At 36.9% G+C, this 26485-nt stretch carries 27 protein-coding genes; 8 read left to right on the top strand and 19 right to left on the bottom strand.

The window, feature by feature from the left end; genetic code table 11:
• Positions 1-9: 9 nt before the first annotated feature.
• Positions 10-1740 carry a single-stranded-DNA-specific exonuclease RecJ gene (recJ, locus tag ACZ47N_RS12965; protein WP_464886968.1) on the bottom strand — a complete coding sequence of 577 codons (1731 nt, stop codon included), beginning with the start codon at positions 1738-1740 and terminating at the stop codon, positions 10-12.
• Positions 1737-2480 carry an NAD-dependent deacylase gene (locus tag ACZ47N_RS12960; protein WP_464886967.1) on the bottom strand — a complete coding sequence of 248 codons (744 nt, stop codon included), beginning with the start codon at positions 2478-2480 and terminating at the stop codon, positions 1737-1739. The genes recJ and ACZ47N_RS12960 overlap by 4 nt, the downstream gene beginning before the upstream one ends.
• A gap of 119 nt (positions 2481-2599) precedes the next feature.
• Here ACZ47N_RS12960 and ACZ47N_RS12955 point away from each other — a divergent pair, with 119 nt between their 5' ends.
• On the top strand, positions 2600-3544 hold the full coding sequence (locus ACZ47N_RS12955) for a hypothetical protein (protein WP_464886966.1): 945 nt from the start codon (positions 2600-2602) through the stop codon (positions 3542-3544).
• 29 nt (positions 3545-3573) lie between these two features.
• The gene (locus tag ACZ47N_RS12950) at positions 3574-4515 is read left to right on the top strand and encodes an OmpA family protein (protein ID WP_464886965.1); all 942 of its coding nucleotides are present in this window, start codon (positions 3574-3576) and stop codon (positions 4513-4515) included.
• 40 nt (positions 4516-4555) lie between these two features.
• Here the strand turns inward: ACZ47N_RS12950 and amrA are convergent, their stop codons facing one another.
• The 4 genes from amrA to ACZ47N_RS12930 form a co-directional block, all read right to left on the bottom strand.
• Complete coding sequence (amrA, locus tag ACZ47N_RS12945) at positions 4556-5872, bottom strand: AmmeMemoRadiSam system protein A (RefSeq protein ID WP_464886964.1); 1317 nt, start codon at positions 5870-5872, stop codon at positions 4556-4558.
• A 14-nt stretch (positions 5873-5886) separates the two neighbouring features.
• Entirely contained in the window at positions 5887-6738 is an 852-nt protein-coding gene (amrS, locus tag ACZ47N_RS12940) for an AmmeMemoRadiSam system radical SAM enzyme (protein ID WP_464886963.1), read from the bottom strand.
• Between the two features lie 87 nt (positions 6739-6825).
• Positions 6826-9426 carry an ATP-dependent chaperone ClpB gene (clpB, locus tag ACZ47N_RS12935; protein ID WP_464886962.1) on the bottom strand — a complete coding sequence of 867 codons (2601 nt, stop codon included), beginning with the start codon at positions 9424-9426 and terminating at the stop codon, positions 6826-6828.
• On the bottom strand, positions 9423-10391 hold the full coding sequence (locus tag ACZ47N_RS12930; protein ID WP_464886961.1) for a DnaJ C-terminal domain-containing protein: 969 nt from the start codon (positions 10389-10391) through the stop codon (positions 9423-9425). Before ACZ47N_RS12930 ends, clpB begins: the two co-directional genes overlap by 4 nt.
• Before the next feature lie 231 nt (positions 10392-10622).
• Here ACZ47N_RS12930 and ACZ47N_RS12925 point away from each other — a divergent pair, with 231 nt between their 5' ends.
• The 3 genes from ACZ47N_RS12925 to ACZ47N_RS12915 are packed head-to-tail and all read left to right on the top strand — an operon-like array spanning position 10623 to position 12633.
• The gene (locus ACZ47N_RS12925; RefSeq protein ID WP_464886960.1) at positions 10623-11618 is read left to right on the top strand and encodes a dihydroorotate dehydrogenase-like protein; all 996 of its coding nucleotides are present in this window, start codon (positions 10623-10625) and stop codon (positions 11616-11618) included.
• A 33-nt stretch (positions 11619-11651) separates the two neighbouring features.
• On the top strand, positions 11652-12101 hold the full coding sequence (locus ACZ47N_RS12920) for a hypothetical protein (protein ID WP_464886959.1): 450 nt from the start codon (positions 11652-11654) through the stop codon (positions 12099-12101).
• A gap of 25 nt (positions 12102-12126) precedes the next feature.
• Positions 12127-12633, top strand: a complete 507-nt coding sequence (locus ACZ47N_RS12915) for a ferritin-like domain-containing protein (RefSeq protein WP_464886958.1) — start codon at positions 12127-12129, stop codon at positions 12631-12633.
• 21 nt (positions 12634-12654) lie between these two features.
• Here ACZ47N_RS12915 and ACZ47N_RS12910 read toward each other — a convergent pair whose 3' ends face one another.
• The 6 genes from ACZ47N_RS12910 to ACZ47N_RS12885 form a co-directional block, all read right to left on the bottom strand.
• The gene (locus ACZ47N_RS12910; protein WP_464886957.1) at positions 12655-14223 is read right to left on the bottom strand and encodes an NAD(P)H-hydrate dehydratase; all 1569 of its coding nucleotides are present in this window, start codon (positions 14221-14223) and stop codon (positions 12655-12657) included.
• Between the two features lie 23 nt (positions 14224-14246).
• Positions 14247-15248, bottom strand: coding sequence for a sodium:calcium antiporter (locus ACZ47N_RS12905; RefSeq protein WP_464886956.1), 1002 nt, complete (start codon positions 15246-15248; stop codon positions 14247-14249).
• A gap of 14 nt (positions 15249-15262) precedes the next feature.
• On the bottom strand, positions 15263-15655 hold the full coding sequence (locus ACZ47N_RS12900) for an FMN-binding protein (RefSeq protein ID WP_464886955.1): 393 nt from the start codon (positions 15653-15655) through the stop codon (positions 15263-15265).
• 134 nt (positions 15656-15789) lie between these two features.
• Positions 15790-16656, bottom strand: a complete 867-nt coding sequence (locus ACZ47N_RS12895) for a 2-oxoacid:ferredoxin oxidoreductase subunit beta (protein WP_464886954.1) — start codon at positions 16654-16656, stop codon at positions 15790-15792.
• Positions 16656-18380 (bottom strand): 2-oxoacid:acceptor oxidoreductase subunit alpha, encoded by a 1725-nt coding sequence (locus tag ACZ47N_RS12890; RefSeq protein ID WP_464886953.1) that lies wholly within the window; start codon positions 18378-18380, stop codon positions 16656-16658. The genes ACZ47N_RS12895 and ACZ47N_RS12890 overlap by 1 nt, the downstream gene beginning before the upstream one ends.
• A 310-nt stretch (positions 18381-18690) precedes the next feature.
• Complete coding sequence (locus ACZ47N_RS12885) at positions 18691-19746, bottom strand: GerMN domain-containing protein (protein ID WP_464886952.1); 1056 nt, start codon at positions 19744-19746, stop codon at positions 18691-18693.
• Between the two features lie 227 nt (positions 19747-19973).
• Between ACZ47N_RS12885 and ACZ47N_RS12880 the strand changes: the two genes are divergently transcribed.
• Together ACZ47N_RS12880 and ACZ47N_RS12875 are read left to right on the top strand one after the other, a co-directional pair.
• Entirely contained in the window at positions 19974-20276 is a 303-nt protein-coding gene (locus ACZ47N_RS12880) for a hypothetical protein (protein WP_464886951.1), read from the top strand.
• Positions 20183-20962 (top strand): polysaccharide deacetylase family protein, encoded by a 780-nt coding sequence (locus tag ACZ47N_RS12875; RefSeq protein ID WP_464888444.1) that lies wholly within the window; start codon positions 20183-20185, stop codon positions 20960-20962. Before ACZ47N_RS12880 ends, ACZ47N_RS12875 begins: the two co-directional genes overlap by 94 nt.
• Before the next feature lie 20 nt (positions 20963-20982).
• On the opposite strand, the gene ACZ47N_RS12870 is transcribed toward ACZ47N_RS12875, so the two are convergent.
• A complete protein-coding gene (locus tag ACZ47N_RS12870) occupies positions 20983-21519 on the bottom strand; it encodes a nitroreductase family protein (protein WP_464886950.1) in 537 nt (178 codons plus the stop codon).
• A 180-nt stretch (positions 21520-21699) separates the two neighbouring features.
• Between ACZ47N_RS12870 and ACZ47N_RS12865 the strand changes: the two genes are divergently transcribed.
• Positions 21700-22938 carry an FprA family A-type flavoprotein gene (locus tag ACZ47N_RS12865; protein ID WP_464886949.1) on the top strand — a complete coding sequence of 413 codons (1239 nt, stop codon included), beginning with the start codon at positions 21700-21702 and terminating at the stop codon, positions 22936-22938.
• A gap of 71 nt (positions 22939-23009) precedes the next feature.
• Here ACZ47N_RS12865 and ACZ47N_RS12860 read toward each other — a convergent pair whose 3' ends face one another.
• The 6 genes from ACZ47N_RS12860 to ACZ47N_RS12835 are packed head-to-tail and all read right to left on the bottom strand — an operon-like array spanning position 23010 to position 26477.
• Complete coding sequence (locus tag ACZ47N_RS12860) at positions 23010-23921, bottom strand: RluA family pseudouridine synthase (protein ID WP_464886948.1); 912 nt, start codon at positions 23919-23921, stop codon at positions 23010-23012.
• Positions 23922-24371: a signal peptidase II gene (lspA, locus tag ACZ47N_RS12855; protein ID WP_464886947.1), complete on the bottom strand. Its 450-nt coding sequence runs from the start codon at positions 24369-24371 to the stop codon at positions 23922-23924. It lies immediately after the preceding gene.
• On the bottom strand, positions 24368-24901 hold the full coding sequence (locus tag ACZ47N_RS12850) for a DivIVA domain-containing protein (RefSeq protein ID WP_464886946.1): 534 nt from the start codon (positions 24899-24901) through the stop codon (positions 24368-24370). The genes lspA and ACZ47N_RS12850 overlap by 4 nt, the downstream gene beginning before the upstream one ends.
• Before the next feature lie 15 nt (positions 24902-24916).
• Positions 24917-25699, bottom strand: coding sequence for a YlmH family RNA-binding protein (locus tag ACZ47N_RS12845; RefSeq protein ID WP_464886945.1), 783 nt, complete (start codon positions 25697-25699; stop codon positions 24917-24919).
• Between the two features lie 34 nt (positions 25700-25733).
• Entirely contained in the window at positions 25734-26009 is a 276-nt protein-coding gene (locus ACZ47N_RS12840) for a YggT family protein (protein ID WP_464886944.1), read from the bottom strand.
• 15 nt (positions 26010-26024) lie between these two features.
• Complete coding sequence (locus tag ACZ47N_RS12835; RefSeq protein ID WP_464886943.1) at positions 26025-26477, bottom strand: cell division protein SepF; 453 nt, start codon at positions 26475-26477, stop codon at positions 26025-26027.
• Positions 26478-26485: the final 8 nt, after the last annotated feature.

Genomic DNA, 26485 nt, shown 5'->3' with positions numbered 1-26485 from the left:
TTCTACGACTTATCTTGAGGTAGACTTCATGTCGCTAATTAATAACTGTATTGTTTTTTTATCTCTCCATTGATTGATCTGTGGATAAAATGCTAAATCAAAGTAACTGGATTGATCCATAATTTTAGTCGCTTCTTTTGTATACCCAAAACCTAGAATTTCAATACCATCCTTCACCTTTTTTTCTCCTTGATTAAACTTCCCTATTTTAATATGTTGATTTTCTTTGCCCATGAAAGCTACTTTGCTTTTATCACAAACCGATAGTTCCCCCATCATAAATAACGGCTTTTCATTCCCCATTCCAAAAGGTTCTAACCTTTCCAACTGTTCAATAAGCTTTTCTGTCAAGGTTGCTTGTGAAACTTCAGAGTAAATATTAATTTTTTTCATTAGCAAATCAGGCTCATCTTGTAAATTCTGTTGTATTCGTTGGTTTAACTCTTTTCGTAACAAGTGAATCTTATCACGGTGAATGGTGAGTCCACATGCATTCTCATGTCCTCCAAATTTCTCCATCAAATGAGCTATGCTAGATAATTCGTTAAAAAGATGAAAACCATTGACACTTCTTCCACTCCCAGTATAAAATCCAGGATTTTCCGAAGGTGTTAGAACAATAACAGGCTTATAATATTGATCTCTAAGTCTTCCAGCAATAATTCCTATAACTCCTTCATGCAAGTCCGAAGCTTCCACTAATAAAAATAGATCTGTACTATATTGGGTATCTACCAGATTCTGACAAATTTCTAAGCCTTGATCTTGTATCTGTCTCCTCTCTTTGTTTAAAGCAACCAAAGTTGATGCAATTGTTTGAGCTGTTTTTTCATTTTGCGTCATCAATAATCGTACGCCCAAGGATGCATCATCCATACGACCTGATGCATTAAAATGAGGCCCAATCATAAATCCTATATGTCCTATTGTAATCTCTTTTTCTGCCATCTCTATTTGCTCCAAAAGTACTCTTAAACCAGTTCTTTGTTTTTTATTAATCATACGCAATCCATACTTCACAAAAGTTCTGTTTTCATCTACCATAGGTACTACATCACACACTGTTGCCATAGCTACTAAATCTAATAATCGATTCAAATTAGCTTTCGGTAGATTTAATGACACTTGCAATGCCTGGGCTAGTTTAAATGCAACGGCACACCCACATAAGTTTTTATATGGGTAACTGCAGTTTTCTTTTTTGGGATTAATAATGATACAATCTGGCAGTTTATCACCAGGAGTATGGTGATCTGTTACAATTACATCCATACCTAAAGTTTTAGCATATTCAATTTCTTCCCAAGCACTTATGCCACAATCGACTGTAATGATTAAATCAGCCCCATATTCATTTTTGACTTGGTGGATTGCTTCCCTATTTAATCCATACCCTTCTCCTTGCCGCATAGGAATATAATAATCTATATTCTTTGTAGCTTGAAAGAAAAAATCAATTAAAAGTGCAACGGAAGTAATCCCGTCAACGTCATAATCTCCATAAAATACAATTTTTTCCTTTTTTTCCAAGGCTAAATGAATTCTGTCAACTGCTTCATCCATTTGATGTAATAAATATGGATTGTAGGTTTTAACTGGTTTTTCAGAAAGAAATTCATCCATCTCTTCGATGCTATTAATTCCTTTTGTCAACAGAATCTTTTCGATTACAGGATGATAAACACCTGGAAGCGAATGATTGTTTTTAAGGTAATTCCACTTTACTTCACCGTGCTTCATTTGATTTTTTCTCCTTTAAGGACTTGATTAACTTGCTGTAGTATTTGACCTGCTGACCCTTTTAATACTAAATCAAAGACATTCGTAGCACGAACATCTTCTCGGTTTATCAATACCACTTTGCCTTTAGACATTGAAGGTAGCTGATTCACTGGGTGTACTTGCAAGCTGGTTCCAATAATGAGTAATAGATCAGACTCTTGGACGCAATGCAATGCTCTGGACCAAGTTTCATGTGGTAGCATTTCTCCAAATAGTACCACCCCTGGTCGCAGTAAACTCCCGCACTTTGAACAAGGTTTCTTATTAATGAATGCTTCACTAGTAGAGGAATGTCCTTGCTCAATACATCGAATGGTTTCCAAAGATCCATGCAATTCGTATACATTTTTGTTTCCTGCTAAATGATGGTAACGATCTACATTTTGTGTTGCAATAGCAGTCAGTTTTTTTTCTCTTTCCCATTGAGCCAAGATCTTGTGACCTTCATGGGGGATAGATTTTCGCACATTTTCTATGCGCAGCGTGTAAAATTCATGAAAAAGATCGTACCGCTGATACATCGATTCCACTGTTGCCACCTGCATCGGATCTGTCTTCGTCCATAAACCCTTATCTGATCTAAAATCAGGGATGCCACTCTCTGTTGACATTCCCGCTCCTGTAAATACTACGGTATTACAAGATTTTTGAACCCAGTCAGCCAGCTTATTTATTGACTGATGGAATTCTAACTTCATTGTATTAGCTCCTTTCATAATCAGCTTTTTTTATTGAGTTGATATGTTATAATGAGTAAAGTTATTTAATATATTATCATAAAAAAAAGATAGAAGCATATAAAAAGGAGGAGTTTTACATGGGTATATTCCATCAACTAAATCCACTGGCGCTGGTCATTATCGTTTTAATTCTGGTTATTTTCTTTAGTTCGGTTATCATTTCTTTTACAGTTCGATTAAAATACCGACAACTTGGAAATAGCTTAGATGCTATTAAATCAGATCATACTGGTCACCCAGTTTTAAAATCTATTGTTGATAATTATAAGCAGGCGGCTTCAGGAAATCAACATGAAGTAAACACCCAGGCAATTATTGAACGGTTTTTCAACGGTGAGTTTCGCTCCCTTATGTTGGCTGAACGATTTACAAAAAGTGCTGTCTCTTTAATGATCATTCTTGGTCTTTTAGGAACTTTTTACGGACTGACACTTTCCATCGGAAAATTAGTAGAACTTTTAAGCGCAGGTGAAAACGTGGAAATGCTGACCAGTATGGATTCCATTGTAGGTGGGTTAATTGAATCCGTTCGTGGAATGTCTGTGGCTTTTGTCACTTCGCTTTTTGCCATTTCTTGTTCGGTCATCTTAACCATTGTCCATATTTTTAGTAATATTGAATCAGCGAGAGAAACATTATTTGTTGATATCGAAGAATATCTGGATAATGTTGTGGCTTTAGAGTTGTCAAAGAAAAAAGAAAGTGAGTATGAAATGCTAAGCAAGGCGTTGCAAACAACCTTAAATGATTTTGCGACAAAGATGGAAACCAGCTTGAATTACGTAGTAGATGGTTTTCAGGGACCACTTCAGGCAGCTACAGCTGAAATAGGAAATGCTTCAGATCAATTACTCAAAAGCATCACACAATTTGATCATTCCATCGATAAATTCCGAGAGAATACTAGAGATTTCTCTGAGTTTAATCATCATTTAAGAAGCAATATCGACCGTATGAATGTGGGTTTTTCTGATTTAACTGAGTCTCTAAAAGCTACTAATAGAAAGCTTGATGATCAGTAGTCCATGAATTATTGAAAGGCGGTCCTTTGATGAAAATCAGAAGAAGAAACTTTAAAAAACAATCTGAGCCTGAGAATTTTTGGCCTTCCTTCACTGACATGATTTCAACCATTGCATTGGTGCTTTTTTTCTTGATGTTATTAGCCTATATCCAAAATATTATTTCAGGAAAAAACTTAGAGTTTGCAGAGCGCCAAGTAGTGGATACTCAGCAGCGACTAGAACAAGCCAATGTTGAAATCAGCCAAGCAGAAGATCACCTAAGATTAATTGAAGATAGGCTGGAAAAAGTCAAGGCTGAAGTAGAGGAGGGGGAAATTGCCCTCCAATTATCTGAAGAAGAAATTGAAGAGCAACGAGACATAATAGCGGAAAGCAATCGTGAACTTGGACAGCTGCGAACCCGTCTGGAAAGCGTTGCTGTTTTAAGATTAGATGTCCTAGAAAGAGTAAAGACTTCCATTGAGGCAGAACTTGGAACCACAACCGCTGATGGCCAACCATTAGTAAGCATAGCAGAAAATGGAAACATCATTATTAACGAAGGACTCGTCTTTGATTATAACTCTTCAACTGTAAAACCTGACGGAAGAGAATTGCTCGATCAATTGGCAATCGCTTTTGAACGAGTTCTAAATGACCGCTCTACTAGAAACAATGTGGATGCCATCAGTATTCAAGGGCATACTGACAATACTGGAAGTCCTGAATACAATCGGGAACTTTCTACGAGACGTGCCACTTCTGTAGTAGACCATATGATGAATTCCAATCCGAATCTAGAAAGAAAATATGCTGATTATTTTGCTGCTACTGGTTATTCTGAATTTAGACCAATAGCGAGTAACAGTACCTCTGCTGGAAGAGCTAAAAATCGACGCATCGAAATATCAATTATTTTAAAAGACGATCAGCTGCAAAACATTATCGAAACTTACCTAGAGGACTCTATGGATGTTTTTGAAGACTAGTTTTTCATAGCGAATATAAATAGCAATATTTTTTCAAATTTTATACAAATCGTTGAACTTCAAACCGGTATATTGTCATGGCTTCATCCTGACCTATACCGGCTTTTTGTTTTACAATTTCTAATTGTTTTGCCACGGTGTCGATGCCCTCCAAATCTGGTAGCAACACCCCTCTCTTATAGGCTGACTCCACCATAATTCCATACTTCTGTGGATCCAAAGATTCTGTTGACTCAACTCCTTCCATCTCACCTAATACATCCACCTTAACAGACAAGTCATTCAGTTCTTCTAGTTCCACATGTGGAAATCTTGGGTCTTTTGTGGCTGACGCTATGGCATTTTGAATGATTTCATCAATCAGATTATCATAGGCAGGCATGATCGTACCAATGCATCCTCTTAGATTTCCGTATAAATGCAAAGACACAAAAACTCCCGCTTGTTTCTTGAGATTCTCCTTTAACCAGTTTTTTTCTAGTATTTTGGTCAGACTTTTTTCCGAATCAATTTCTTTCCCCGTCCTTATATATTGGTGAACTGCTTCTCTCGCAACTTGAACATACGGATGGTTTGATTCTTGCTGACAGTGAAGAAATGCGGTTAAATACCCGACACCAAACGGCCCTTCATAAGATATAAGTTCCATTTCACCATATGATCCCTGAACCATTTCATATGCAACTAAAAAAGGATTAAGACCACATTCAGCTGCATTTTCTCGTATTTTAGGTTCTATCTTTTTCAATTGGTTTAAGTTATTTTCACGAAAGGCTTTTACTACTAAAGCATCAAACATAGGGCCTGCAGGATGCCATCCATAGGGACCTTCTTCCTTGAGCCGATGGCTTAAATCTCCGCTGGCGACTATCAGTATCTTTTCGTTTTGTTTTTGGAACAAGGTACCTAAATGGTTAGACACACTCAGGAGTGCTTCAGAACGATGGGGACCCACACCAATTAATACCACGTTAAAGGCATTATATTCCTTTTGAATATAATGCAAAGGGATCAGTGTTCCATGATCCATCTCTAGCGTCCTTCTGGACAATCCTATTTCTTCAGTGATTCTATTCACCAAAGAAAGATTGTTTTGAGTTGTTAGCTGAATATCTGTGTATCCAAACTTGGATAAACTTCCATTCCAATGATGATTGGATGCAATGGTTAAAATCCCGCTGGCATTACTATGTGGTGTCAGAACTACCAGGGTCTGAGGTGCCAGTTCAGCGATTTTTCGTGCCAATTGTTGCATTCCTTCTGTGGTTTTCTTGGCTTCCTGTTCTTTTCCTTTTCCCACCTCGGATAAAATAATTGGCGGATGAGGTGCAAATGCAGCTCCAATAATTGGTGACATCCTACTTCCTCCCTTCATTTCGTCGATACATTTCCTAGATAAACATAATTCAGGTGCTGCTCCCCACTTTCTTTCACCATGCTTAACCAATCTTTTGATGTCATCGGAGCCTGGTGTTGATACTTTGGAAAGTAGCGACTAAGATGAAGTGGAATATTAGGAGAAACACCAGCGATCCAACAAAATAAATTTTCTAATTCCTCTTTTGTGTGCATTTCCGTCACAAGTAAAGTGGTTATTTCGATATGACACCCATGATGTGCTCGTTCTATTGTTTTCAATACTGGCTCTAAATCCCCACCACAAAAGCTTCGATATGTTTTTTGATAAAAAGCTTTTAAATCTATATTCATCGCATCTATATATGGCAACAGCATTTCCAGCGGCTCACTCTCTATAAACCCATTTGTCACCATTATATTGGCGATCCCCTTCTTTTTAGCTAGCTTTGCCGTTTCAAACACATATTCATAATAAACAACAGGCTCATTATAGGTGTAGGAAATACTCGGAAGATTTAATTCAATTGCTTTCTTAATAATCATTTCAGGTTCTATCACCCTAGTTAAGGGTTTCTCCAAAGAAATAGGATAGTTTTGACAGTAGGGACAATGAAAGTTACATCCATAGCTTCCAATGGATAGGGTTTGAGTTCCAGGCATAAAATGAAATAGCGGCTTTTTTTCAATGGGATCCACATGAATCGCTGTTGCTGCTGCATAGTTCAGGCTCATTAAACGTCCATCTAAATTTTTTCTTACACGACATTTCCCAAAGTGATCATGCATGAGATGGCACCTGTGAGGACACAGCATGCATACTACTGTACCGTTTTCCGAATTAGAATAAAACATAGCTTCTCGCATGGTTTACCTCCTAACAATAAACAGATGCCTCCAATACATGATTACATTTTATTTTATCATTAATCAAGATAAACTTGAAACATATCATTAGTTTTTCTCTACATGGTAAACTAATTCACCCTTTTTACAACCAACCTTTATCAAGCTGTGGGCAGGGACTTCTCCCTTGAGAATCATTCTTCCAATCCCAGTCTCCATTTCTTTTTGAATCAAACGCTTAATTGGTCGCGCACCATATACAGGAGAGTATCCTTTAGTCAACAAGTATTCTTTCGCTTCTTTTTCAACTCGAACATTAATTTTTTGTTGTTTCAACCTCTTTTCAATTTCTTGCACGGATAAATCAATGATCTGAAATACTTCTTGACGCTCCAAAGGTTTAAATAAAACCGTTTCATCTATTCGATTTAAAAACTCTGGTTTAAAAAGTAGTTGCAATTCTTGATGTACTTTATTCTTTGTTTCTTCTGTTACCTTAGTGCCTTGTGTCAAATCATCTAGAATATACTGACTACCCACATTAGAAGTCATAATTACTAATGTATTTTTAAAATCCACGGTTTTGCCATGATTATCCGTCAGTCTGCCATCATCCAGTAGTTGCAATAAGATATTAAAAACATCCGGATGAGCTTTCTCTATTTCATCCAGTAGTACAACGCTATAAGGTTTTCGTCTGACAACTTCTGTCAACTGCCCTCCTTCTTCATACCCCACGTAGCCTGGAGGTGCTCCAATTAATCTAGATACGGAAAACTTTTCCATATACTCGCTCATATCAATCCGAAGGATATTGCTTTCATTGTCAAAAAGCGCCTCTGCCAATGCCTTGGCTAGCTCTGTTTTTCCAACTCCTGTTGGTCCTAAAAACAAAAAAGAACCCATAGGTTTATGAAAATCTTTTAAACCTGACCGAGCACGGATTACCGCATTGCTAACTGCATTTACGGCCTCATGCTGTCCAATCACTCTCTGATGTAATATTTCTTCAAGATTTAACAGTTTTTCTTTTTCACTTTCCAACAATCGAGAAACAGGAATTCCTGTCCATTTTGATACAATCTCACTAATTTCACATTCTGTTACCTCTTCTTTCAACATACGTGAATCTCCAAAAGCTTCCCGTTTTTTTTGCTGTTCATGAATTTCTTTCTCTATTTCTGGTAACAGTCCATATCGAAGCCTTGCCAATTCTTCTAAGTTGTACTGTCTTTCTGCTTTTTCAATGGCTTGTCTTGTTTCTTCTAGTTTGCTTTTCAACTCTTTTTCCTTAACCAAAGCGTTTTTTTCCTGTTGCCATCTAGTCTTTAAGTGTTCTTGTTTTTCCTTCAACTGATTAATTTCTTTCTCCAATTCTTCCAATCTTTCTTTTGAAACTTGATCTTTTTCTTTCTTCAACGCTTCTTTTTCTATTTCTAGTTGCATCATTCGCCGCTGTAACTCGTCCAACTCCGTTGGCATACTGTCAATTTCAGTTCGAATCATTGCTGCTGCTTCGTCCATTAAATCAATGGCTTTGTCAGGAAGAAAGCGGTCTGAAATATATCTATCTGACAATACCGCACAGGCTACCAACGCATTATCTGCTATACGAACACCATGATGAATTTCAAACCTTTCTTTAAGTCCTCTCAAAATAGATATGGCTGTTTCAACATCCGGAGCGTCAATTAACACTTTTTGAAACCTTCTTTCTAGGGCTGCATCTTTTTCAATGTATTGACGATGTTCATCCAAAGTGGTGGCACCAATACAGTGAAGTTCTCCGCGAGCTAGCATTGGCTTTAAAATATTTCCTGCATCCATAGATCCTTCCGCTTTACCAGCACCCACAATATTGTGGATCTCATCCACAAATAGAATAATATTACCATCGGATTTTTCAATTTCTTTTAGTACAGCTTTAAGTCTTTCTTCAAACTCCCCTCGATATTTTGCTCCTGCAATTAAAGAGCCCATATCTAAAGCAAAAATAGTTTTATTCTTTAATCCTTCTGGTACATCGCCTTTAACAATTCGCTGAGCTAACCCTTCGGCAATAGCAGTTTTACCAACACCTGGTTCTCCTATGAGCACTGGGTTATTCTTGGTGCGTCGACTCAAAATTCGAATCACTCGTCTGATTTCTGCATCTCTACCAATCACAGGATCTAATTTTCCTTTTCTTGCCATTTCCACCAAGTCTCTGCCATATTTGTCTAAAGGGCTATAAGTATCTTCTGGAGTCTGATTCGTGACACGTTGATTACCACGAACTTCAGTGAGTGCTTTCAAAAAAGAATCCTCAGTAATCTGGTAGTTTTTTAGTAATCCTGCAGATGTGGTGTTGCTTTCTCGTATCAGTCCAAGATAAATATGTTCCACAGCGATATACTCATCTTTAAAACTTTTAGCTGATTTTTCAGCCTGTATTAGAATTTGAGTTATCCTCTTGGTCCCATAAACCTCAGATGCTCCGCTCCCAGTAACAGAAGGTAGCTTTTTTAATTCTTTTTCAATATCTGCTATCAACTGATTAACAGGAATGCTCATATGTTGCAACAAAGTGACTATGAGCCCGTTTTTTTGCTTTAATAACGCTAAGTGTAAATGTTCTCCATCAATATGTTGATGATTGTATTCGATGGCAATTTCTTGAGCCATCATCATTGCTTCTTGAGATTTGACAGTTAATCGATCTATATTCATTTTTTCGCCTCCCCTGTCTTTCTTGGATTATATTTCGATATATCTCTTAAGATTTCATAGTGTTTCTTTTCACTGGCTGACAAGGATTCTGGATTTTTAATCATTAGTTCTAAATACAAATCTCCTTTTTTTCCTCTTCGATCGCGATACCCTTTCCCACTTAGTTTCATTTTTTTCCCTGATTGACTCCCACTAGGTATTTTAACTTTGATCCCACTATCCAGGCTTTCTATGGTAATTTCAGCACCCAAAGCAGCTTCCCAAGGTGATAAATACATAGTTTGGTATATGTCTAAGCCTTCAATCTTTCGATTTTTTTCACTAAGAATATTGATTCTTATGAATAAGTCTCCTCTTAAAGATCCTCCCGCTGATCGATGTCCTTGTCCCTTCAATTTAATGCGTTCGCCAGATACAATACCTGCTGGGATTTTTACTGATAATTTTTTTTCTTGATTTCCAAGGTTGATGATAAATTGTTTTTGTGTTCCATGATAGGCTTCATCTAATGAAATACTTACTTCAGCTTCCACATCAAGTTCCTGTTGGTCAGAAGCGTGTGAAGAAAAATTCGAATCTCCAAATATATCCGTCTCATTAAATCCCGAAGCCCCCCCAAAGAAAGCTTCAAAGAAATCACTGAAATCACTGCTGCTTTTGCTTTGATTGTATGTTTCTTGTTTACTATTTCTCGAGAAATTAAATCCATACTGGTGAGGATCAAATTCAACCCCATTTTGAAATCCCTGCTGTTTTTTCAATTGATCAAATCTTTTTCTTTTCTCTGGGTCTCCAAGTACTTCATAAGCTTCATTCAACTCTTTAAACTTATTTTCTAATTCCTGATTCCCAGGGTGAGTATCTGGGTGATAGTCTTTTGCTAGCTTTCGGTATGCTTTTTTTATGGCTGCTTGTGTTGCACTTTCATCAACGCCCAAAGTTTTATAATAATCCTTATATTGCACCTTTTTCACCTGCCTTCCATTCGTTTGACTTTCTTTGACTTTTATGTTTTTATTATATCATTTTTGCTTCAAAAATCAATCCATTTATAACCCACTCCTATCTAATAATTTTCAATTACCAATGTAATAAAGCATTCTATTCTTGTTATCATTGTTTATTTAGTTAAATTTTAGGTAGTATTATGATAGATCGCCTTTTATTCAATAGAATAAGGAAACGGAGGAATTAATGTGTCCACACTAAAGTCAGAAATTTATGGAATTCCTATGGAGAGTCCTGTTGTAGTTGGTGCTTGCACCTTAACATCGCGACCAGACAAAGTGAAAGAACTAGAAGCAGCAGGTGCTGGTGCTCTTATTGTTAAATCTTTATTTGAGGAAGAAATTCAACTGGAACGATTCCAATTAAATGAACAGTTAGAGAAATATAATGATTTGCATGCTGAAATGATAACTCACTTCCCACATTTAGATCATGCTGGTGATGCAGCGCATTTACAAATGGTAAAAAAAATAAAGAATGCTGTTAAGATTCCCGTCATTGCAAGTCTTAATGCCGTGACAATGGAAGGTTGGATACAATATGCAAAAGATTTAGAAGCAACTGGCGTCGATGGATTGGAGCTAAATTTTTATGCACTTCCAGTCGATGGTCAGATAGCAGCCGATGATATTATCCAGAAGCAGATAGAGGTTGTTCAAAAGATCAAAGCTGCTGTTTCAATCCCCGTAGGCATTAAACTAAGTCCCTATTACACACATTTAATGAATGTCACAGAAGCTTTAAAGAATGCAGGTGCCGATGGATTTACTCTGTTTAATCGTTTTTTCCAACCAGATGTAGACATAATGAGCGAAACAGAATCAGTTACTTTTTCTTTCAGTGATACACAGGATGATTTATTGGCCATTCAATGGATTGCACTCCTTAGCGATCGATTAGACATTCCTTTAACCGCGAGCAATGGAATTCTCGATTATGAAGAAGCTGTTAAAGCCATGCTTGTGGGATCAAAATCTGTCCAAGTTGTGAGTGCATTGTATAAAAATGGTACGGATCAAATTACAAAAATAAATGAAGGTATCCTCAAATGGATGGAATTAAAAGGATATAATCATATTAACGATTTTTGTGGTAAAATGAGTAAAGATAAACAAAAAGATCCTTGGGCATACGAGCGGGTACAATACATTGAAATGTTGCTTAAAAAAGGGAGCTTTTTCTAAGTGGAAAAATAAAATGATAGGACATGATTATTTATGAAAAGGTTGGCTAAAAAACATAAAAAAAAAGAACTAGGCATACTCCTGCTTTTAATTATCATTGCCACCATAGCTATCATTGCCACCTTTTTAATCGTGTATACCATGGACCAGCCAACAAATCTTGCAAGTGATGCTGTTAGCCTATACACCATTCCTTTAGAAGTTCTTACGCAAGCAGCTCCACCTGAGGATGGTTCCAGAAGAGCCTATGTAAAAATGGCTGTGGTCCTTGAACTCAGTAGCCATGGAGATTTACGATATATAAACAATTATTCAGAACGATCAAAAGCAATCATCTCCCAGACTATTAATGATGTATCTGCTGAGTTGCTGATCAGTGCAGATTATCTAGAGGTATTAGAACGCGATCTCATTGCTACCTTTGAATCTAATATGGATATTACACCAAAAAACATCTATTATGACACGATCATCGTTCAATAAGGGGAATAAATAGGGAGGTACTACTATGAAAACAGAAAAAGATATTATTAAATTTGCTATGACGATGGAACTTCAAGGACAACGATTTTATCAGAGTTTTGCGGATCAGGTTGACAATGAAACCGCTAAGGTATGGTTCAAGTCCTTAGCTGAGACTGAAAAAGAACATTACGAGATCTTAAAAAAGCAACTAGATTCTTTAAATGATCATGGCGAATGGTTAGATATTAGTGACGAAGTTTCAAAAAATCCTGATGAATCTCTTTTTGAAAAACGAAAGCTAAATGAAAATGTCCATGAAAAAAATTTACACAGCCACGCAGATTTATCTATTTTACGAATGGCCTATTTAATTGAAAACGACTTTGCTGAATACTATAAAAAAGCTGCAGAACAAACAGATGATCCAAAGGGCAAAAAGTTGCTCACGACCTTATTCCAATGGGAAAATGAGCATCGTCGCCTTTTCCATGAAGAATATCAGCAAGCAATGCAAACGAACTGGTTTGATCAAGGATTTGCACCATTTTAAAAAATCGAGTGACCACATTGGTCACTCGATTACTTTTTTTAAAGCCTTTGGTAAAAATTCTATCAAGTCGCCAGCCTTCATACCTATCATTCCCATTGTCTCTGCAGCAATATCTCCTGAAAGTCCATGAATGTATGCTGCAGCAGCGGCGGCTCTTACTCTACTATTAGTCCGATGACACAGAGCAGCGATTACTCCAGTTAAGACATCACCGCTGCCAGCAGTAGCCATACCTGGATTTCCCGTGGTGTTCACCCAGGTTTCACCATTTTCATCAGCAATCACTGTTCCTGCACCTTTCAAAAGAATAGTTATCTTCCACTTTTCAGCAAAATTCTTGGCTACTTCCAACCTATTGTTATTAATTTCTTCTACGGTTAGACCTGTTAGACGTGCCATTTCTAAGGGATGAGGAGTCATGATCCATGAACGGGTCCTTGCTCCAATCCATTTTTTGTGTTTCGACAAAATATTTAAAGCATCTGCATCTAGAATCATTGGTTTGTCTGTACTTTGTAATAGAAAAGATAGGTAATCTTCACGCCCCATACTTTTTCCCCAGCCTGGACCAACTACAATTACACTGGCATCTGCTATTTGGTTTTTCACTATCTCTCTGGCCTTACATGTTAAATATCCATTTTCATACGTCGAATAAGAGACGGTTGTTGCTTCTGGTATCATTTGCTCATAAAGATCGTTAAGGTTTTCTTCACAGACTATTCGAACCTGCCCAGCACCACTACGCAAAGATGCTTTTGCCGCTAACACGCTAGCTCCTGTCATTCCTTTGGATCCAGCCATTATAAGAATATTTCCCCCATGTCCTTTATGATCGTTTTTATTACAAGGGCGTATCCATGAAGCAAGGTTTTCTGCCTTTGTTTTCATAGCGACAAATTCTGTTCCCTTTATTAGGTTATTAGGTATTCCAATATCCACTACACTTAATTCACCATTCAAAGCAGCTCCAGGATATAGAAGGTTGCCCACTTTAGGTAACTGAAAAGATATGGTTTTATCGGCTTTAATTGCATGCTCAATAATTTCACCAGTGTTCCCATTGACTCCCGAAGGAATATCAACGGATAATACCTCACAAGAAGATAAATTTATTTTTTCAACGGCTTTTAACGATACACCTCTTATCTTTCGATCTAATCCAGTCCCAAACAGGGCGTCAACCACAATATTATCCTCTTTTAGCTTTTCTTCAAAAATTTTCATATGTCTCTGGGAGTTATTCATACAATGATCGTATATACAGTATATGTTCGTTGCCTGTCTTGATAAGATTTGATAGTTTTGTCTACAATCTCCTTTTAATTTTTCTGGATCTGAGAATAAAAATACCCATACTTTTTCATTGTTTCTCAGTAGATGTCTCGCTAATGCTAAACCATCACCGCCATTATTTCCTGGACCACAACAAATAACGTATTCCGTCCTTTTATTATTGTACGTATGTTTTATTATCTCATGGGCCAGGGCTAAACTTGCATGTTCCATTAAAAGAAGACTTGGAATCCCATACTCTTCTATTGTTCTTTTATCTAATGTTCTTATTTGCTCGTTGGTTACAATTTTCAATGGTGCCCCCTCCTAGATTAGGATTAGATGGCAAGTAACATATGTAGCATCATCAAATAACATAGGATCACTAAAATAGAATCCCATCCCATTGTCATAAAACTTCGTTTAGACCGATAGAACAACCCTATTACAATAATTCCACTAAGAAGAATAGTTATCATTGCAGTTAATAAATGTTGTTGACTAATGGATCCGTATATAGATCCCTGTAGGTAAGATAAATCTGTTATCGCTATAATCAATATGTTGAGAAGATTGCTGCCTAACACATTTCCAACAGCCATATCGTAGGCACCAATTCTAATAGCCGCTATAGATGCTACCAATTCTGGAAGTGATGTAGCTCCTGCCATTAGAAGTGTCCCTATAAAGGCATGCCCTAAGCCTGTACTTTCAGCAATGATATCTGCATTGACGGATAATTGTATCCCCGCTATCACAATAACCACTGCCATCCCAATAAATTTAATTGATGTTTCAACAATCAAATTACTGGATTCCTTTGTTTTATTGGAGGTCTCCGATTCTTTGGATATTATAGGATGTTTGTTTTCATAACGCACCATCAAAATCATAGAAGCTAAATAAACGATCATGATGGTGACGCTGAAACTACTAACCCATCCAATTGTAATTTCAAAGATTCCATATGGAACCAGTACAATGGCCATGATACTAATAACGGTCATAATAATACCGAATACAGAAGATAGAATATGACTTTCTCGAACCATTCTCAAAAGACTCCCAGGACCCTGAACAATATCTACTATAGCAATAATCACAATATTAAAAGCGTTGCTACCGTATAGATTTCCAAATGCAAGATCTGGAGACCCCATCATTGCAGCCGAAACACTACTAGAGATTTCTGGAAGACTGGTAACGGTTGCTATCAAAACCCCACCCACTAATGTATATCCTAAGGATGTATGAGTTGCCAGTATGTCTCCATAATCAGCTAGTTTTGTACCAGCTACAACCACCATTAATGCACTGATCAAAAATAAAAAGTATTCCATTTTTTCCTCCACTATTAATTTGATTTAAACAAGGCATTTTCAATGGCTTTCAGCAACACTTTGCTGCTGTCTGTTGCACCTGATATTGTGTCTACTTGGAGTGATTGCTCTTCCATGACTCTTTCTACTACTACTTCTCCTTGAGCTCCCCGTTCATGAATATGCTCATACTGAATATCTTGAACTTTTCCATCTTCCACATAAATTGTGACAAAAGCCTTCACCAAAACGGCATCATAGCTCCCTTGAAAAATTCCATCCTCTAAGGCAGGCAAATCTCCGCCCTTAAGTACTATTTGATCTACGGCTTGAGTATATTGATACATTCGATACCCTCTTCGAGCGAAGGGAAATATAACCGCTGCCAACACTAGAACTACAATTGCATATTTAAGGTATTTATTCATTCACACACCTCTTTCTAAAAAATTGAGGAGGTTCTTCCTCACTATCTTTAAGTATTCTCTCATACATCATGCAATATTTCAATGAATCGCTGCCCATATAAGTGCCCCCTAAAACAATATTTAGGAGGCGAATTTTATAGCATAAACCGTTCTGTAATTTGCTGAAAAATATCTTCCGTCATTTGATGTCTTTGGGATGTCAAATTCTTATCTTCTACATCCTTGTGAAGAACTTCATAAGAAGGTTTGTTTATATTTTGATATACAATGCCAGTACATAAACCTTCTGTTTCTTTTAACAACTGTACTGCTCCCAAATAATCTGATGCATCACTTTTTCGTTCTTGTTCAGCGGATTTAAGATGCTCACGGAACCACTGATAGGTATTGACTTTATTATAGGTTACACATGGACTAAACACTTGAACTAAAGAAAAACCTGGATGCTGAATTGCTTTTTGTATCAATTCTATCAATTCATCCTGTTGTGCTGAGAAGCCCTGAGCATAAAAGGAAGCACCAGAAGCTAATGCTAATAAACCTGGCTCTATCGGCATATCTTCAGAACCCTTTGGTGACGTTTTTGTCTTGAAACCCTGGTCACTTACTGGTGAAACATGGCCTTTAGTCAGGCCGTAGACTTGGTTATTCATGACAATGTAGGTCATATCAATATTTCTTCGAATAGCATGTACCGTATGACTCGTTCCTATGGCAAAACCGTCTCCATCTCCACCAGCTGCTACAACGGTTAAGTCAGGGTTTGCTAATTTGATACCCTGAGCCACAGGTAAACTTCTACCATGTACACTATGAAAGGAGTAGGCATTCATATAACCTGAGATTCGACCAGAACACCCAATTCCACTAACAACAGCTAGACTTTCTCTTGAAATATTCATTCTTGCAGCAGCTGTTTGTAAAGATCTAAGGACGGAAAAATGTCCACAACCTTTGCACCAGGTAGGATTTAATCCATTTCCATAATCCTTCATTTCCATTATTGACACCACCTATCCATTGCTTCTATGATTTCTTCCACGCTAAAAGTATTCCCATCGTATTTGGTTACGCTTTTTATCTTTTCTGGCTGTTTCGTTTCCTGACAAATGATTTTAGCTAATTGGCCATGATAATTACACTCTATTACGATTATGCTTTTATACTTTTCCAGCAATTCTTCTAATTGATGAAGCGGTAATGGCCTTATTTGTCCAATTCGAGCTATATCAACTGACTTTTCTGTTCTTAACTGAGCTTCCTTTACTATTCCGTAAAGAGATCCAAAGGTTAAAAACAAGATATCTCCTGTCCTATTACCTTCTACCGTAATAGATTGTCTTTTCTCTAAGGGCGTAATTTTCTTCATTCTTTTCTCCATCATAACTTTGCGGTTCTCTGGATGATCTGAAGGTCGTCCCAATTCATTATGTTCCAATCCCGTCACCTGGTGTTGACCACCCTTTGTCCCTGGTAACGCTCTGGCTGAAACACCATTTTTTGTTAACTGATATCTGGGAAACCCTCCATCATAAAAAGAATCGAGGAGTTCTGAACTGGCAAATTCTCCACGTTCAATGATAGGTTCAAAAAACCGTAGTTGATCAAAGGTTTTTGCTGATAAACTAAGATTTAAATCCGTTAGGATTATAACTGGACATTGGTATTGATCTGCTAAATTAAAAGCTTCTATTGTTATTTCATAACACTCTTGAATAGTCGATGGCGATAAAATAATGGCAGCGTATTCACCGTGGCCTGCATAATATAAAAAAGATAAATCACTTTGCTCCATCTTAGTTGGCATTCCTGTACTAGGGCCTGCCCTTTGTGCATCTATCACCACCATTGGTGTCTCTGTCATACCTGCCAATCCTAGGCCTTCTGCCATTAGAGTCATTCCTGGCCCTGATGTTGCCGTCATGCTTCGAACACCAGCATGAGCGGCACCAAGGACCATGGCGATGGCTGACACTTCATCTTCAGTCTGTACTGTCTTACCACCTAAAGATGGAAAAATCCGAGCTAAATTCTCCATCACATCCGATGCTGGTGTGATAGGATATCCAGCTATGAATCGACAACCTGCCATTGCTGCTCCAATAGCGATTGCTTCATTTCCAATCATTATCATTTTCTTGTTGGTTACTTGAATATCAGTATCAAAATAAGATGCCCTATTGATAAGAGTTGAAGCATGCTCTATAGCAGTTGATAGTACCGCTAAATTTTGTTCAAGGATTTCATCCCCTTTACCCGCGTAAGCTTCTTTTATCAGTTTTATTAGATCCTCTGTTTCTAATCCAACAATTCTTCCTAAATATCCAACTACACTGGTGTTTTTCATAAATATTTTTCCATTATCTTTCGCTATCTCTGACAAGGGTAAAGCAATACTATGGAGACGATCAACCCACTCTTCATTTCTTGTCATATCCTCATCAAAATACAAAATACCGTTGGATTTTAGCTGATGCATATTTAAGTGAATACTCTCCTGATCCATTGCCACAATAACATCGTAACTGCTTTCAACATGATTTACCTCTTCTTTTGCAATTGTAATGGCAATGTGTGTATTTCCACCTTTAATCCTTGATGAAAATTTTCGCTCACTCAATGTATAATACCCTTTTCGGGACAGTGCTTTCATTAATGAAATGCCTACGCTTGCAACCCCTTCTCCTTGAATGCCTCCAATCAATACAGTGAAATATTTATTCACTCTCCACATCCTCCTCTCAAAATTTAATTATACCTGGCAAAATCCTACTATTCAAATTTATACCATTCTATCTTTAAATAAATCAGAAAAATTCTTTCCACCTACGATAACTCACCATTGGAAAACATATTTAAAAAACGTCCACAGTACCCATCCTAAGCATCTTCATCCTATCCTTAACAACATTGCACATGATATTTTTTATGGCATAAAAAACCTCGCCAAATCAAACTTCTTCAATAAGTATTTGGCGAGATTCTACTTAAAAATAGTAGTACCATGTTTTCCTTCAGGAAAAGATAGCCTTTAATTATATTTTTTTAGCATTTGCTGTATCTGGTACTAGGTAGTCGTCTGGGCCTAAATAATAGTGCCCCGTTTCATAAGGACCACCTTCAACGGTTATAAGCACACGATTCACCCCGTAGTATTCACCCACGGTATTCACAATGCACTGTAACATTTGGCTTTCAAAATCACTTCCCATTCCTACTTCTATTAGTTCGGAATTGAAATCAACCTTTACTAGATGCTCTTCTGGCTTTCGTTCAATGTTCTGGATAACAATATTTTCCTGCAAAACTGCAGCGGCGGTATTCATATCTGGTTGTTGCTGTAGGTATTTTGTTAACACAGCTTCAATCGATTCGTTCGTCGCTAATGATACCGTAAAATCTTTATATACACTCTGCTGTTCTTCCCATTCAGGAAAATATACTCTTAAATTTGTTTCCCATGAAGCATTTTCTTCCATTGATACCAATACGGTTGTGATAGGTTCAACGCCATTTTCCGACTCTAGAATTCCTTTAACAAAACCAATCCCTTTCACATAATAGCTTCGGTGAACGGCGTCTTCTAACTCTGTTGTTACTTCAATTGCTTCAAAATCACCATAAGGAACGGATATTTGAGCTTGAACTTTAGTTATGGAGCGTTTTCTTCCATCATCTAGCTTCCATTCAGTTCCAACGCTTAGGGGTTTCATCAACAATACCTCTGATGAATTTGGTGTTTCTCTTAATAATGGAAAAAATGAATAGAACTCTTCTTGTTCATTAGAAATAACTATTTTTTCATCTTCTACTTGTATTACTTGTCCCATTGTAGTTCCCGTAGTTTGAACCCTTCGTTGGATTTTGCTGTCTTCTTGATAATCAAAGAAAACAACTTGATCTGCATATTCGCTTCCTTTTCCTTCATAGGTCAATATCGTATCTGGATGAAAAGGGAAATACTCTGAAATTTCAACATCTTTCAGGTGTGTTACTACTTCCGACGACAAATCTTCTTTGGAGCTACAAGCAATCATCAATATCATTGAAAGGAATAAAACACAAACTAAGGTTATTTTTTTTATTCTCATACGGAATATGCACCTCCTTTATTTTACACTTCTATTTTTATCATACCCTTTATCAAACTTGCTATGCAAGTTCAATACATTTTCATCTTTCTATCCTTTTCATTAGGAACTATATGATTCGTTAAATATCTTCATATATCTTGACATGGCTTTATACTACCTTTATGATAATTGAGAGAAATAACAGCACTATTCAATCAATCACCACTTGAAAGGAATTGGCCCAGATGAAAACTTTTATTAACCACCCCAGTTTCAATATTTTGCTTGCAACACTTTTGATTCTCAATACTTTTTCAGTTTTTCACCTTTACGGGAATACTCAAAAAATACAGACTGATCTTAACCTTAACAGCGAAGCTTATAGCAATGTTCAGCAAAAACTGCAGGATGAACAACAAGCGATCAACCATCATTTAGAATCCATTCAACATGAATTAGAATTATCACAACGAGCCTTTCAGAGTTTACAAGAGGAAGCAGAAGCTTTAAAAGAAGAAAATCAAGAGCTAAAAAAAAAATTACTTTAAGGCATACAGGAAGTACCCGTACAGGCAATCGTAAAGATGACCGTATTGTTTATCTGACTTTTGATGATGGGCCAAGTCATAACACGGCAAAAATCTTGGATATTCTTAAACAACAAAATGTACCAGCTACTTTTTTCGTCAATGGCTATGATACAGACTTTGCTCATCAAATGTACCAACGCATTGTAGAGGAAGGCCACGAACTTGGGAATCATACTTTCTCTCACGATTATAATCTCATCTATCAGTCTCCAGAAGCATTTATGGAGGATGTACTAAAGTTACAGAATTTCCTAGAATGCTCTACCGGTTACCGACCTAAGGTCTTTCGTTTTCCTGCAGGTTCAAACAATCGGATCTATCGTCAAGTGCAACAAAAGAACCCATACATTATGATTGAAATTATGCAAGCCTTACAAGAAAAAGAAATGCAGTATTTTGACTGGACCTCTAGTTCAACGGACGCTGCCGCCATAACATTAGATGCGGATATCATTATTGAAAATACTATGAAATATGTTTCTGGTCACCACAATGCCATTATACTATTTCATGATTCAGGCTCCAAAACCACAACAGTTAAAGCTTTACCATCCATTATTCGAAATCTAAAATCACAAGGGTATGGCTTTGATACGCTGTCTCATGATTCATTTTATGTTCATTTCGATTATCTTCTTTACTAAAATCGCATGAGTCAGGCTCCTTATGAATCTATGGATTTGCCATACTGATTTACAAATACCTTATCCCAACGCAAATCTTTCTCGCTATAGGCTTCTTTTTCTTCTGCGGGATAGCCTATGGAGATCATTGCCTCTATTTTGATATTTTCAGGAATCGAAAGAACTTCTCGAATGTATGCTTCTGTTGATTTAGTTTGATCAAAAGATCGATTTCTAAGTTGAATCCAACAAGATCCTAATCCCAAGGAGTGAGCTTGTAAATGAATTAGCGTTGATGCAATAGAGGCATCCTCCACCCACACATCACTTCGTGTTTCATCCGCCATAACCAAAATAACAACAGGAGCCTCTTTCGCAAATGCTGCTCCTGCTTCTTTTGAGTATGCGAGTTTTGTAATTATGTCCCTCTCCGTAATCAAAAGAAATTCCCAAGGCTGCTTTTTTTTCGAGGAAGGAGATAGCAAAGCCGCTTGTAACACTAGATCAATTTTTTCTTTTTCAACTAATTTAGATGTATACTTTCTTATGCTTCTTCTGTTTTTTAGTAGTTCTAACATCATTTATTCCTCCTGTTTCTTCAAATTTTATGTCTGTATGACATATGTTAATACCGGTACCATTATAAATCAAAGTCAACTATAACTCAACAAAGAGATATGAAATTAACACCTGTATTATCCTAAATTATGATATACTATCTACATCCGCATATAAAAAATAATAAAGGAGGCGGTACTATGTTAACAACTGTCAATGTTACTGAGTCCATCTACTATATTGGCGTCAACGATCGAGAAACTTATCTTTTTGAAAATTTATGGCCTCTTGATAAAGGCGTTTCTTATAACTCCTACTTAATTAAGGATGAAAAAGTGGCTGTTTTCGATACCGTAAAAAACACAAAAATTAATGAATATATCGAAAAAATTCATAGCATATTAGAGGGAAAGCCTGTTGATTATCTCATCATTAATCATATGGAACCAGATCATTCTGGAGCCATCAAAGCCCTAAAAGCAAGCTATCCAAATATGCAACTCGTCGGAAACAAAAAGACCTTCGAAATCCTAGAAAATTTTTATGGCCCAATGGACTCCTATTTGATAGTTGAAGAAGGGGATATTTTGTCTCTTGGAACTCACGAACTTAAATTTATTATGACGCCCATGGTACACTGGCCTGAAACCATGATGACCTATGAAAGCAAAGCTCAAATTCTTTTTTCAGGAGACGCATTTGGTGGATTTGGTTCTCTTGATGGAGGCGTATTTGATGACGAAGTTAACCTAGAGTTCTATATGGATGAAACTCGAAGGTATTATTCTAATATTGTCGGAAAATATGGAGCTATGGTGCAGAAAGCCCTCAAAAAGGTGAAAGAATCTGGAATCAACATATCAATCATCTCACCAACACATGGACCTGTTTGGCGAAGATCACCAGAAATGATCATGCATTATTACGATCGATGGTCTAGAGCTGCCACAGAGGAAGGCGTAGTTATCGCTTACGGATCTATGTATGGCAATACCCAGCAAATGGCAGATTTAATTGCCCGTAGACTTTCAGATCGAGGCATTAAGAATATTCGTATTTATGACGCCTCTAAAACTCATATGTCCTACATCATTAGTGACCTATGGAGATTTAAAGGGGTTATTCTTGGTAGTTGCGCTTACAATACTGGTTTATTCCCCACTATGGAAACTCTTGTAGGCAAGATTGAAAACTCTCAGCTTAAAGACCGTTACCTTGGTATTTTTGGCACTGCTTCTTGGAGTGGAGGAGGTGTTTCTAGCCTTAATAAGTTTGCTGAAAAAATCAAGTGGCAACAAGTAGCAGAATCTGTTGAGGCTTTATCTACACCCAAAGAGGAAGAGTTTATTAAGTGCCGGGAAATAGCAGATGAAATGGCAGATCTTTTGCTTAAAGAAAGAAAGCCTGGAGGCAATGCTTTTAGTAGCTCTATTTATTAAAATCTCTCTATTTTTGTCTTTATAAAAACCCCAGTAGAAGGATCTCCTTCTACTGGGGTTTTAAAATACCTTTATTCTTCCAAGGATGTTAGGACTTTTAAAAAATCTTCAGGTACAGGTGCTTTAAACTGCAAATGCTCCCCGCTAGCAGGATGAGTAAAGCCTAATTCTCTTGCATGCAGCACTTGACCTTTTAAATTAAACCTACGTCCAGGTCTGGAGTATAATTCATCTCCTATAATCGGATGCCCTATATAAGCCATATGCACACGAATTTGATGGGTGCGACCTGTTTCTAATTCAGCTTTCACGTGGGTATGAGCCGCATAATTTTTAAGGACCTTTATATGGGTAACGGCAGGTTTACCATCTTTTACAACGGCCATTTTTTTTCTTTGACTGGGATGACGGCCAATGGGAGCTTCTATGGTTACGTGAGACTCAGCTATCACTCCCCGTACTATGGCTTCATAACTTCGTTGCATCGAATGATCTGCTAATTGAGATGACAAAGAACTATGAGCTTGATCTGTTTTAGCCACTACTAATAGTCCTGATGTATCTTTGTCTATCCGATGTACAATTCCAGGTCTTATCATGCCATTAATGCCAGACAGCTTCCCTTTACAATGAAATAATAGTGCATTCACCAAAGTACCGCTACTATGACCTGCCGATGGATGAACAACCATATTTTGTGCCTTATTAATCACTACAAGGTGATCATCCTCATATATAATGTCTATCGGTATATTCTGTGGCTCAATCTCAACATTTTCAGGTTCAGGGATTTTAACATTTATGTAGTCTCCTTCCTTCACCATATACCTACTTTTTTTTGCCACATCATTCACTAATACTTTTTGTTCTGTGATACACTTTTGTAAAAAACTTCGGCTATAGGATTCCATCATACTTGCAAGAAATTGATCAAGTCTTAATCCGTCGCTTTCGTTATCTACTTGAAATAAAATACTTTTCATTTACTTCATCCCTTCAGAAATTGGCTGGTCTTTTAAAATAAAATAAATTAATAATGCCTGACCACCAACAATTGCCATATCAGCAATATTGAATACCGGCCATATCTGAAAATCCAGAAAATCAACTACATACCCCAAAAACAAACGGTCAATAAAATTACCTATGGCACCACCTGCTATTAGACTTAGGGAAAGCATTAATAATGGGTTTAATTGAGGAGTTTTAATGAAAAATAGAAAAATCCCCCCCACAATCAATACCGTCATCACAATAAAAAAAGTTCTCTGATCTTGCAAAATACCAAAAGCGGCTCCGCGATTTTCAAGATAGCGTAAATGAAAAAAACCTTCTATTACTGGCTTCTGCCCTATTTCCTTTAAATGACGAAGGACAATCCACTTACTCACCTGATCAAGCAAGATAGTCCCTATAATAATAAACCATTTCATTCAGATGTTTCGCTCCTAACTTCTGAGGATTGGGAATCTATGCTATTTTTTTCTTCGGGATATTTAGTTTTCAGTTCATCAGCTAAGGATTCAACATCTTCAAGCAAAGAATCCATTTGAGACTGTAAGAGTGTTCTGTAGCGGGTTTTAAATATTTGAACTTGTCGTAGCATTTCATCATATTGTTGATAAATTTTATCTAAATCCACTCTTGCTTCGCTGATCATTTTTTTTGCTTTCAATTCTGCTTCTTCAATAATTACATCCGACTTTTTAACAGCATTCATTCTCATTTCTTCAGCAGTCGATTGTGCCACCACTAGTGTTTCTTTTAATGTATTTTCCATTTGTTTATATTTCTCAACTTGTTTTTCATCAATCTCCAATTTTTCTTTCATTTCAAGGTTTTCTTTATAAAGAATTTCATAATCGGCCATGATTTCATCTAAAAAAGCATCTACTTCTGATTCATTGTATCCCCGTACACTTTTTTTAAACTCTTTATTCTGAATATCCAGGGGTGTTATCATAGCATATCCTCCAATTTAGCATCGACGTCCAATCTTAACGTGCCTTCTATCTGATCGAGTAGTTCCTCCAACTTCCAAAAGAACAGCTCTACCATAACCAGCTACTGATAGCGTATCATTTTCTTTTAGTTCCACCATGGATTTATGAATGGACTTCCAATTGATTTTTACCTTTTCTTGATTAATCAGAGTTTGTGCTTCCTTTCGAGATAGCTTATATGTTAAAGAAATCAGAGAATCAACCCGTAAAGAAGCAACAGATCCCTTTACAACTGTGTACACTGGCTCTATAAAGTGTACTTCCTCATTTGACATCTCACTGATTTTTACAGGACAATTCCCAATTTTAGTGAGATGCAAAGCGATGTATTTCGCCATTTCATCCAATACAAAAACGATGGCACTCTTCTCTTTTACAAGTAAATCTCCAATTTTTTCTCTCTTTATGCCAAGAGAAAGTATTGATCCTAAATAGTCGCGATGCGTAAGAGTATGAAATTTAGAAGCATATTCAATAGAAAGGATATGAATAGAGGGCTTTAAAGAAACCTCTGTTAAATCACAATGTTTCATTGTTATGACTTTTCTTTCTGCTTTATCATATCCTCCATATACAGAGTAGCTTAAGTCGGATACTCCATTTAAAATATCTTCAGCATATATCCATTCTGCTGGTGTTAAAAAAGAAGTATTGATTGGTTGATATTTTTCCACTGCTCGATATGCCTGATCTAGAATGGTTTCCCAATTCTTTCGCACAAGGTGATCTGGAATAAATTTTAAGTTGATATCACTCATTAGACTATTTCAATCCTTTTAGTGTAAACAGTATTTATCTTAGCAAATTAATAACAAAATTTGACATCATGTTAACAAGAACAATGCCAAGGATAGGTGAAAAATCAATCATTCCTTGATACTTAAAAACATTCTGGATCATGCCTCTTATTGGTGCAAGTATTGGCTCTGTAACTCCATAAATAAATTGCCCTAATGGACTATAAGGATTCACTCGAATCCACGAGAATATCACTCTAATCAATATAAAGAAATTTAAGAGGCGAGCAAAATAATGAACTGCCATAATCACTGTTGCTGTCGAAAACAAACCTTCACACTCCTTTTATCTGTTTTGCCAAGGGAATACCCCTTTGCTTTTAAGCTCTTCTTTGATGTTCCCTGCTATTTCTACGTTATTGGGCGCTAAAATAAAGATATCTGATGATACTTTTTGAATGCTGCCATCCAGTGCATAAATAGCCCCGTTCAAGAATTCAAATATTTTTCGAGCTACATCCGACTCCAAAGTTTCCAAATTAACAATGACCGGCTTCCTATTTTTTAAATTATCCACTATATTCTGCACTTCATCATAGGCGTTTGGCTCAAAAATAACTACTTTCATCTGACTAGTTGTGTGAATATTAACCACCTTATTAGTCTTTTGCTGACTATCATTTCTCATGTCTTCTTGGGATGGATATAAGGGTTCCGTATAAACTTCCTCATCATCTTCATCTTCAAAGACATCCAATCCCATAAAGTGTTTTACTTTATCTACAAATTTTTCCGCCATATCAACCT

Source organism: Tindallia texcoconensis, from assembly GCF_055383815.1.
The sequence above is the reverse complement of the archived record's forward strand: the minus strand, read 5'-3'. Positions and strand labels throughout refer to the sequence as shown.

What these genes read in the sequence shown, in the direction of transcription:
- recJ (WP_464886968.1), bottom strand. Translation starts at nt 1,740, where the DNA reads ATGAAGCACGGTGAAGTAAAGTGGAATTACCTTAAAAACAATCATTCG.
- ACZ47N_RS12960 (WP_464886967.1), bottom strand. Translation starts at nt 2,480, where the DNA reads ATGAAGTTAGAATTCCATCAGTCAATAAATAAGCTGGCTGACTGGGTT.
- ACZ47N_RS12955 (WP_464886966.1), top strand. Translation starts at nt 2,600, where the DNA reads ATGGGTATATTCCATCAACTAAATCCACTGGCGCTGGTCATTATCGTT.
- ACZ47N_RS12950 (WP_464886965.1), top strand. Translation starts at nt 3,574, where the DNA reads ATGAAAATCAGAAGAAGAAACTTTAAAAAACAATCTGAGCCTGAGAAT.
- amrA (WP_464886964.1), bottom strand. Translation starts at nt 5,872, where the DNA reads ATGTCACCAATTATTGGAGCTGCATTTGCACCTCATCCGCCAATTATT.
- amrS (WP_464886963.1), bottom strand. Translation starts at nt 6,738, where the DNA reads ATGCGAGAAGCTATGTTTTATTCTAATTCGGAAAACGGTACAGTAGTA.
- clpB (WP_464886962.1), bottom strand. Translation starts at nt 9,426, where the DNA reads ATGAATATAGATCGATTAACTGTCAAATCTCAAGAAGCAATGATGATG.
- ACZ47N_RS12920 (WP_464886959.1), top strand. Translation starts at nt 11,652, where the DNA reads ATGAAAAGGTTGGCTAAAAAACATAAAAAAAAAGAACTAGGCATACTC.
- ACZ47N_RS12915 (WP_464886958.1), top strand. Translation starts at nt 12,127, where the DNA reads ATGAAAACAGAAAAAGATATTATTAAATTTGCTATGACGATGGAACTT.
- ACZ47N_RS12905 (WP_464886956.1), bottom strand. Translation starts at nt 15,248, where the DNA reads ATGGAATACTTTTTATTTTTGATCAGTGCATTAATGGTGGTTGTAGCT.
- ACZ47N_RS12900 (WP_464886955.1), bottom strand. Translation starts at nt 15,655, where the DNA reads ATGAATAAATACCTTAAATATGCAATTGTAGTTCTAGTGTTGGCAGCG.
- ACZ47N_RS12895 (WP_464886954.1), bottom strand. Translation starts at nt 16,656, where the DNA reads ATGGAAATGAAGGATTATGGAAATGGATTAAATCCTACCTGGTGCAAA.
- ACZ47N_RS12885 (WP_464886952.1), bottom strand. Translation starts at nt 19,746, where the DNA reads ATGAGAATAAAAAAAATAACCTTAGTTTGTGTTTTATTCCTTTCAATG.
- ACZ47N_RS12880 (WP_464886951.1), top strand. Translation starts at nt 19,974, where the DNA reads ATGAAAACTTTTATTAACCACCCCAGTTTCAATATTTTGCTTGCAACA.
- ACZ47N_RS12870 (WP_464886950.1), bottom strand. Translation starts at nt 21,519, where the DNA reads ATGTTAGAACTACTAAAAAACAGAAGAAGCATAAGAAAGTATACATCT.
- ACZ47N_RS12865 (WP_464886949.1), top strand. Translation starts at nt 21,700, where the DNA reads ATGTTAACAACTGTCAATGTTACTGAGTCCATCTACTATATTGGCGTC.
- ACZ47N_RS12860 (WP_464886948.1), bottom strand. Translation starts at nt 23,921, where the DNA reads ATGAAAAGTATTTTATTTCAAGTAGATAACGAAAGCGACGGATTAAGA.
- lspA (WP_464886947.1), bottom strand. Translation starts at nt 24,371, where the DNA reads ATGAAATGGTTTATTATTATAGGGACTATCTTGCTTGATCAGGTGAGT.
- ACZ47N_RS12850 (WP_464886946.1), bottom strand. Translation starts at nt 24,901, where the DNA reads ATGATAACACCCCTGGATATTCAGAATAAAGAGTTTAAAAAAAGTGTA.
- ACZ47N_RS12845 (WP_464886945.1), bottom strand. Translation starts at nt 25,699, where the DNA reads ATGAGTGATATCAACTTAAAATTTATTCCAGATCACCTTGTGCGAAAG.
- ACZ47N_RS12835 (WP_464886943.1), bottom strand. Translation starts at nt 26,477, where the DNA reads ATGGCGGAAAAATTTGTAGATAAAGTAAAACACTTTATGGGATTGGAT.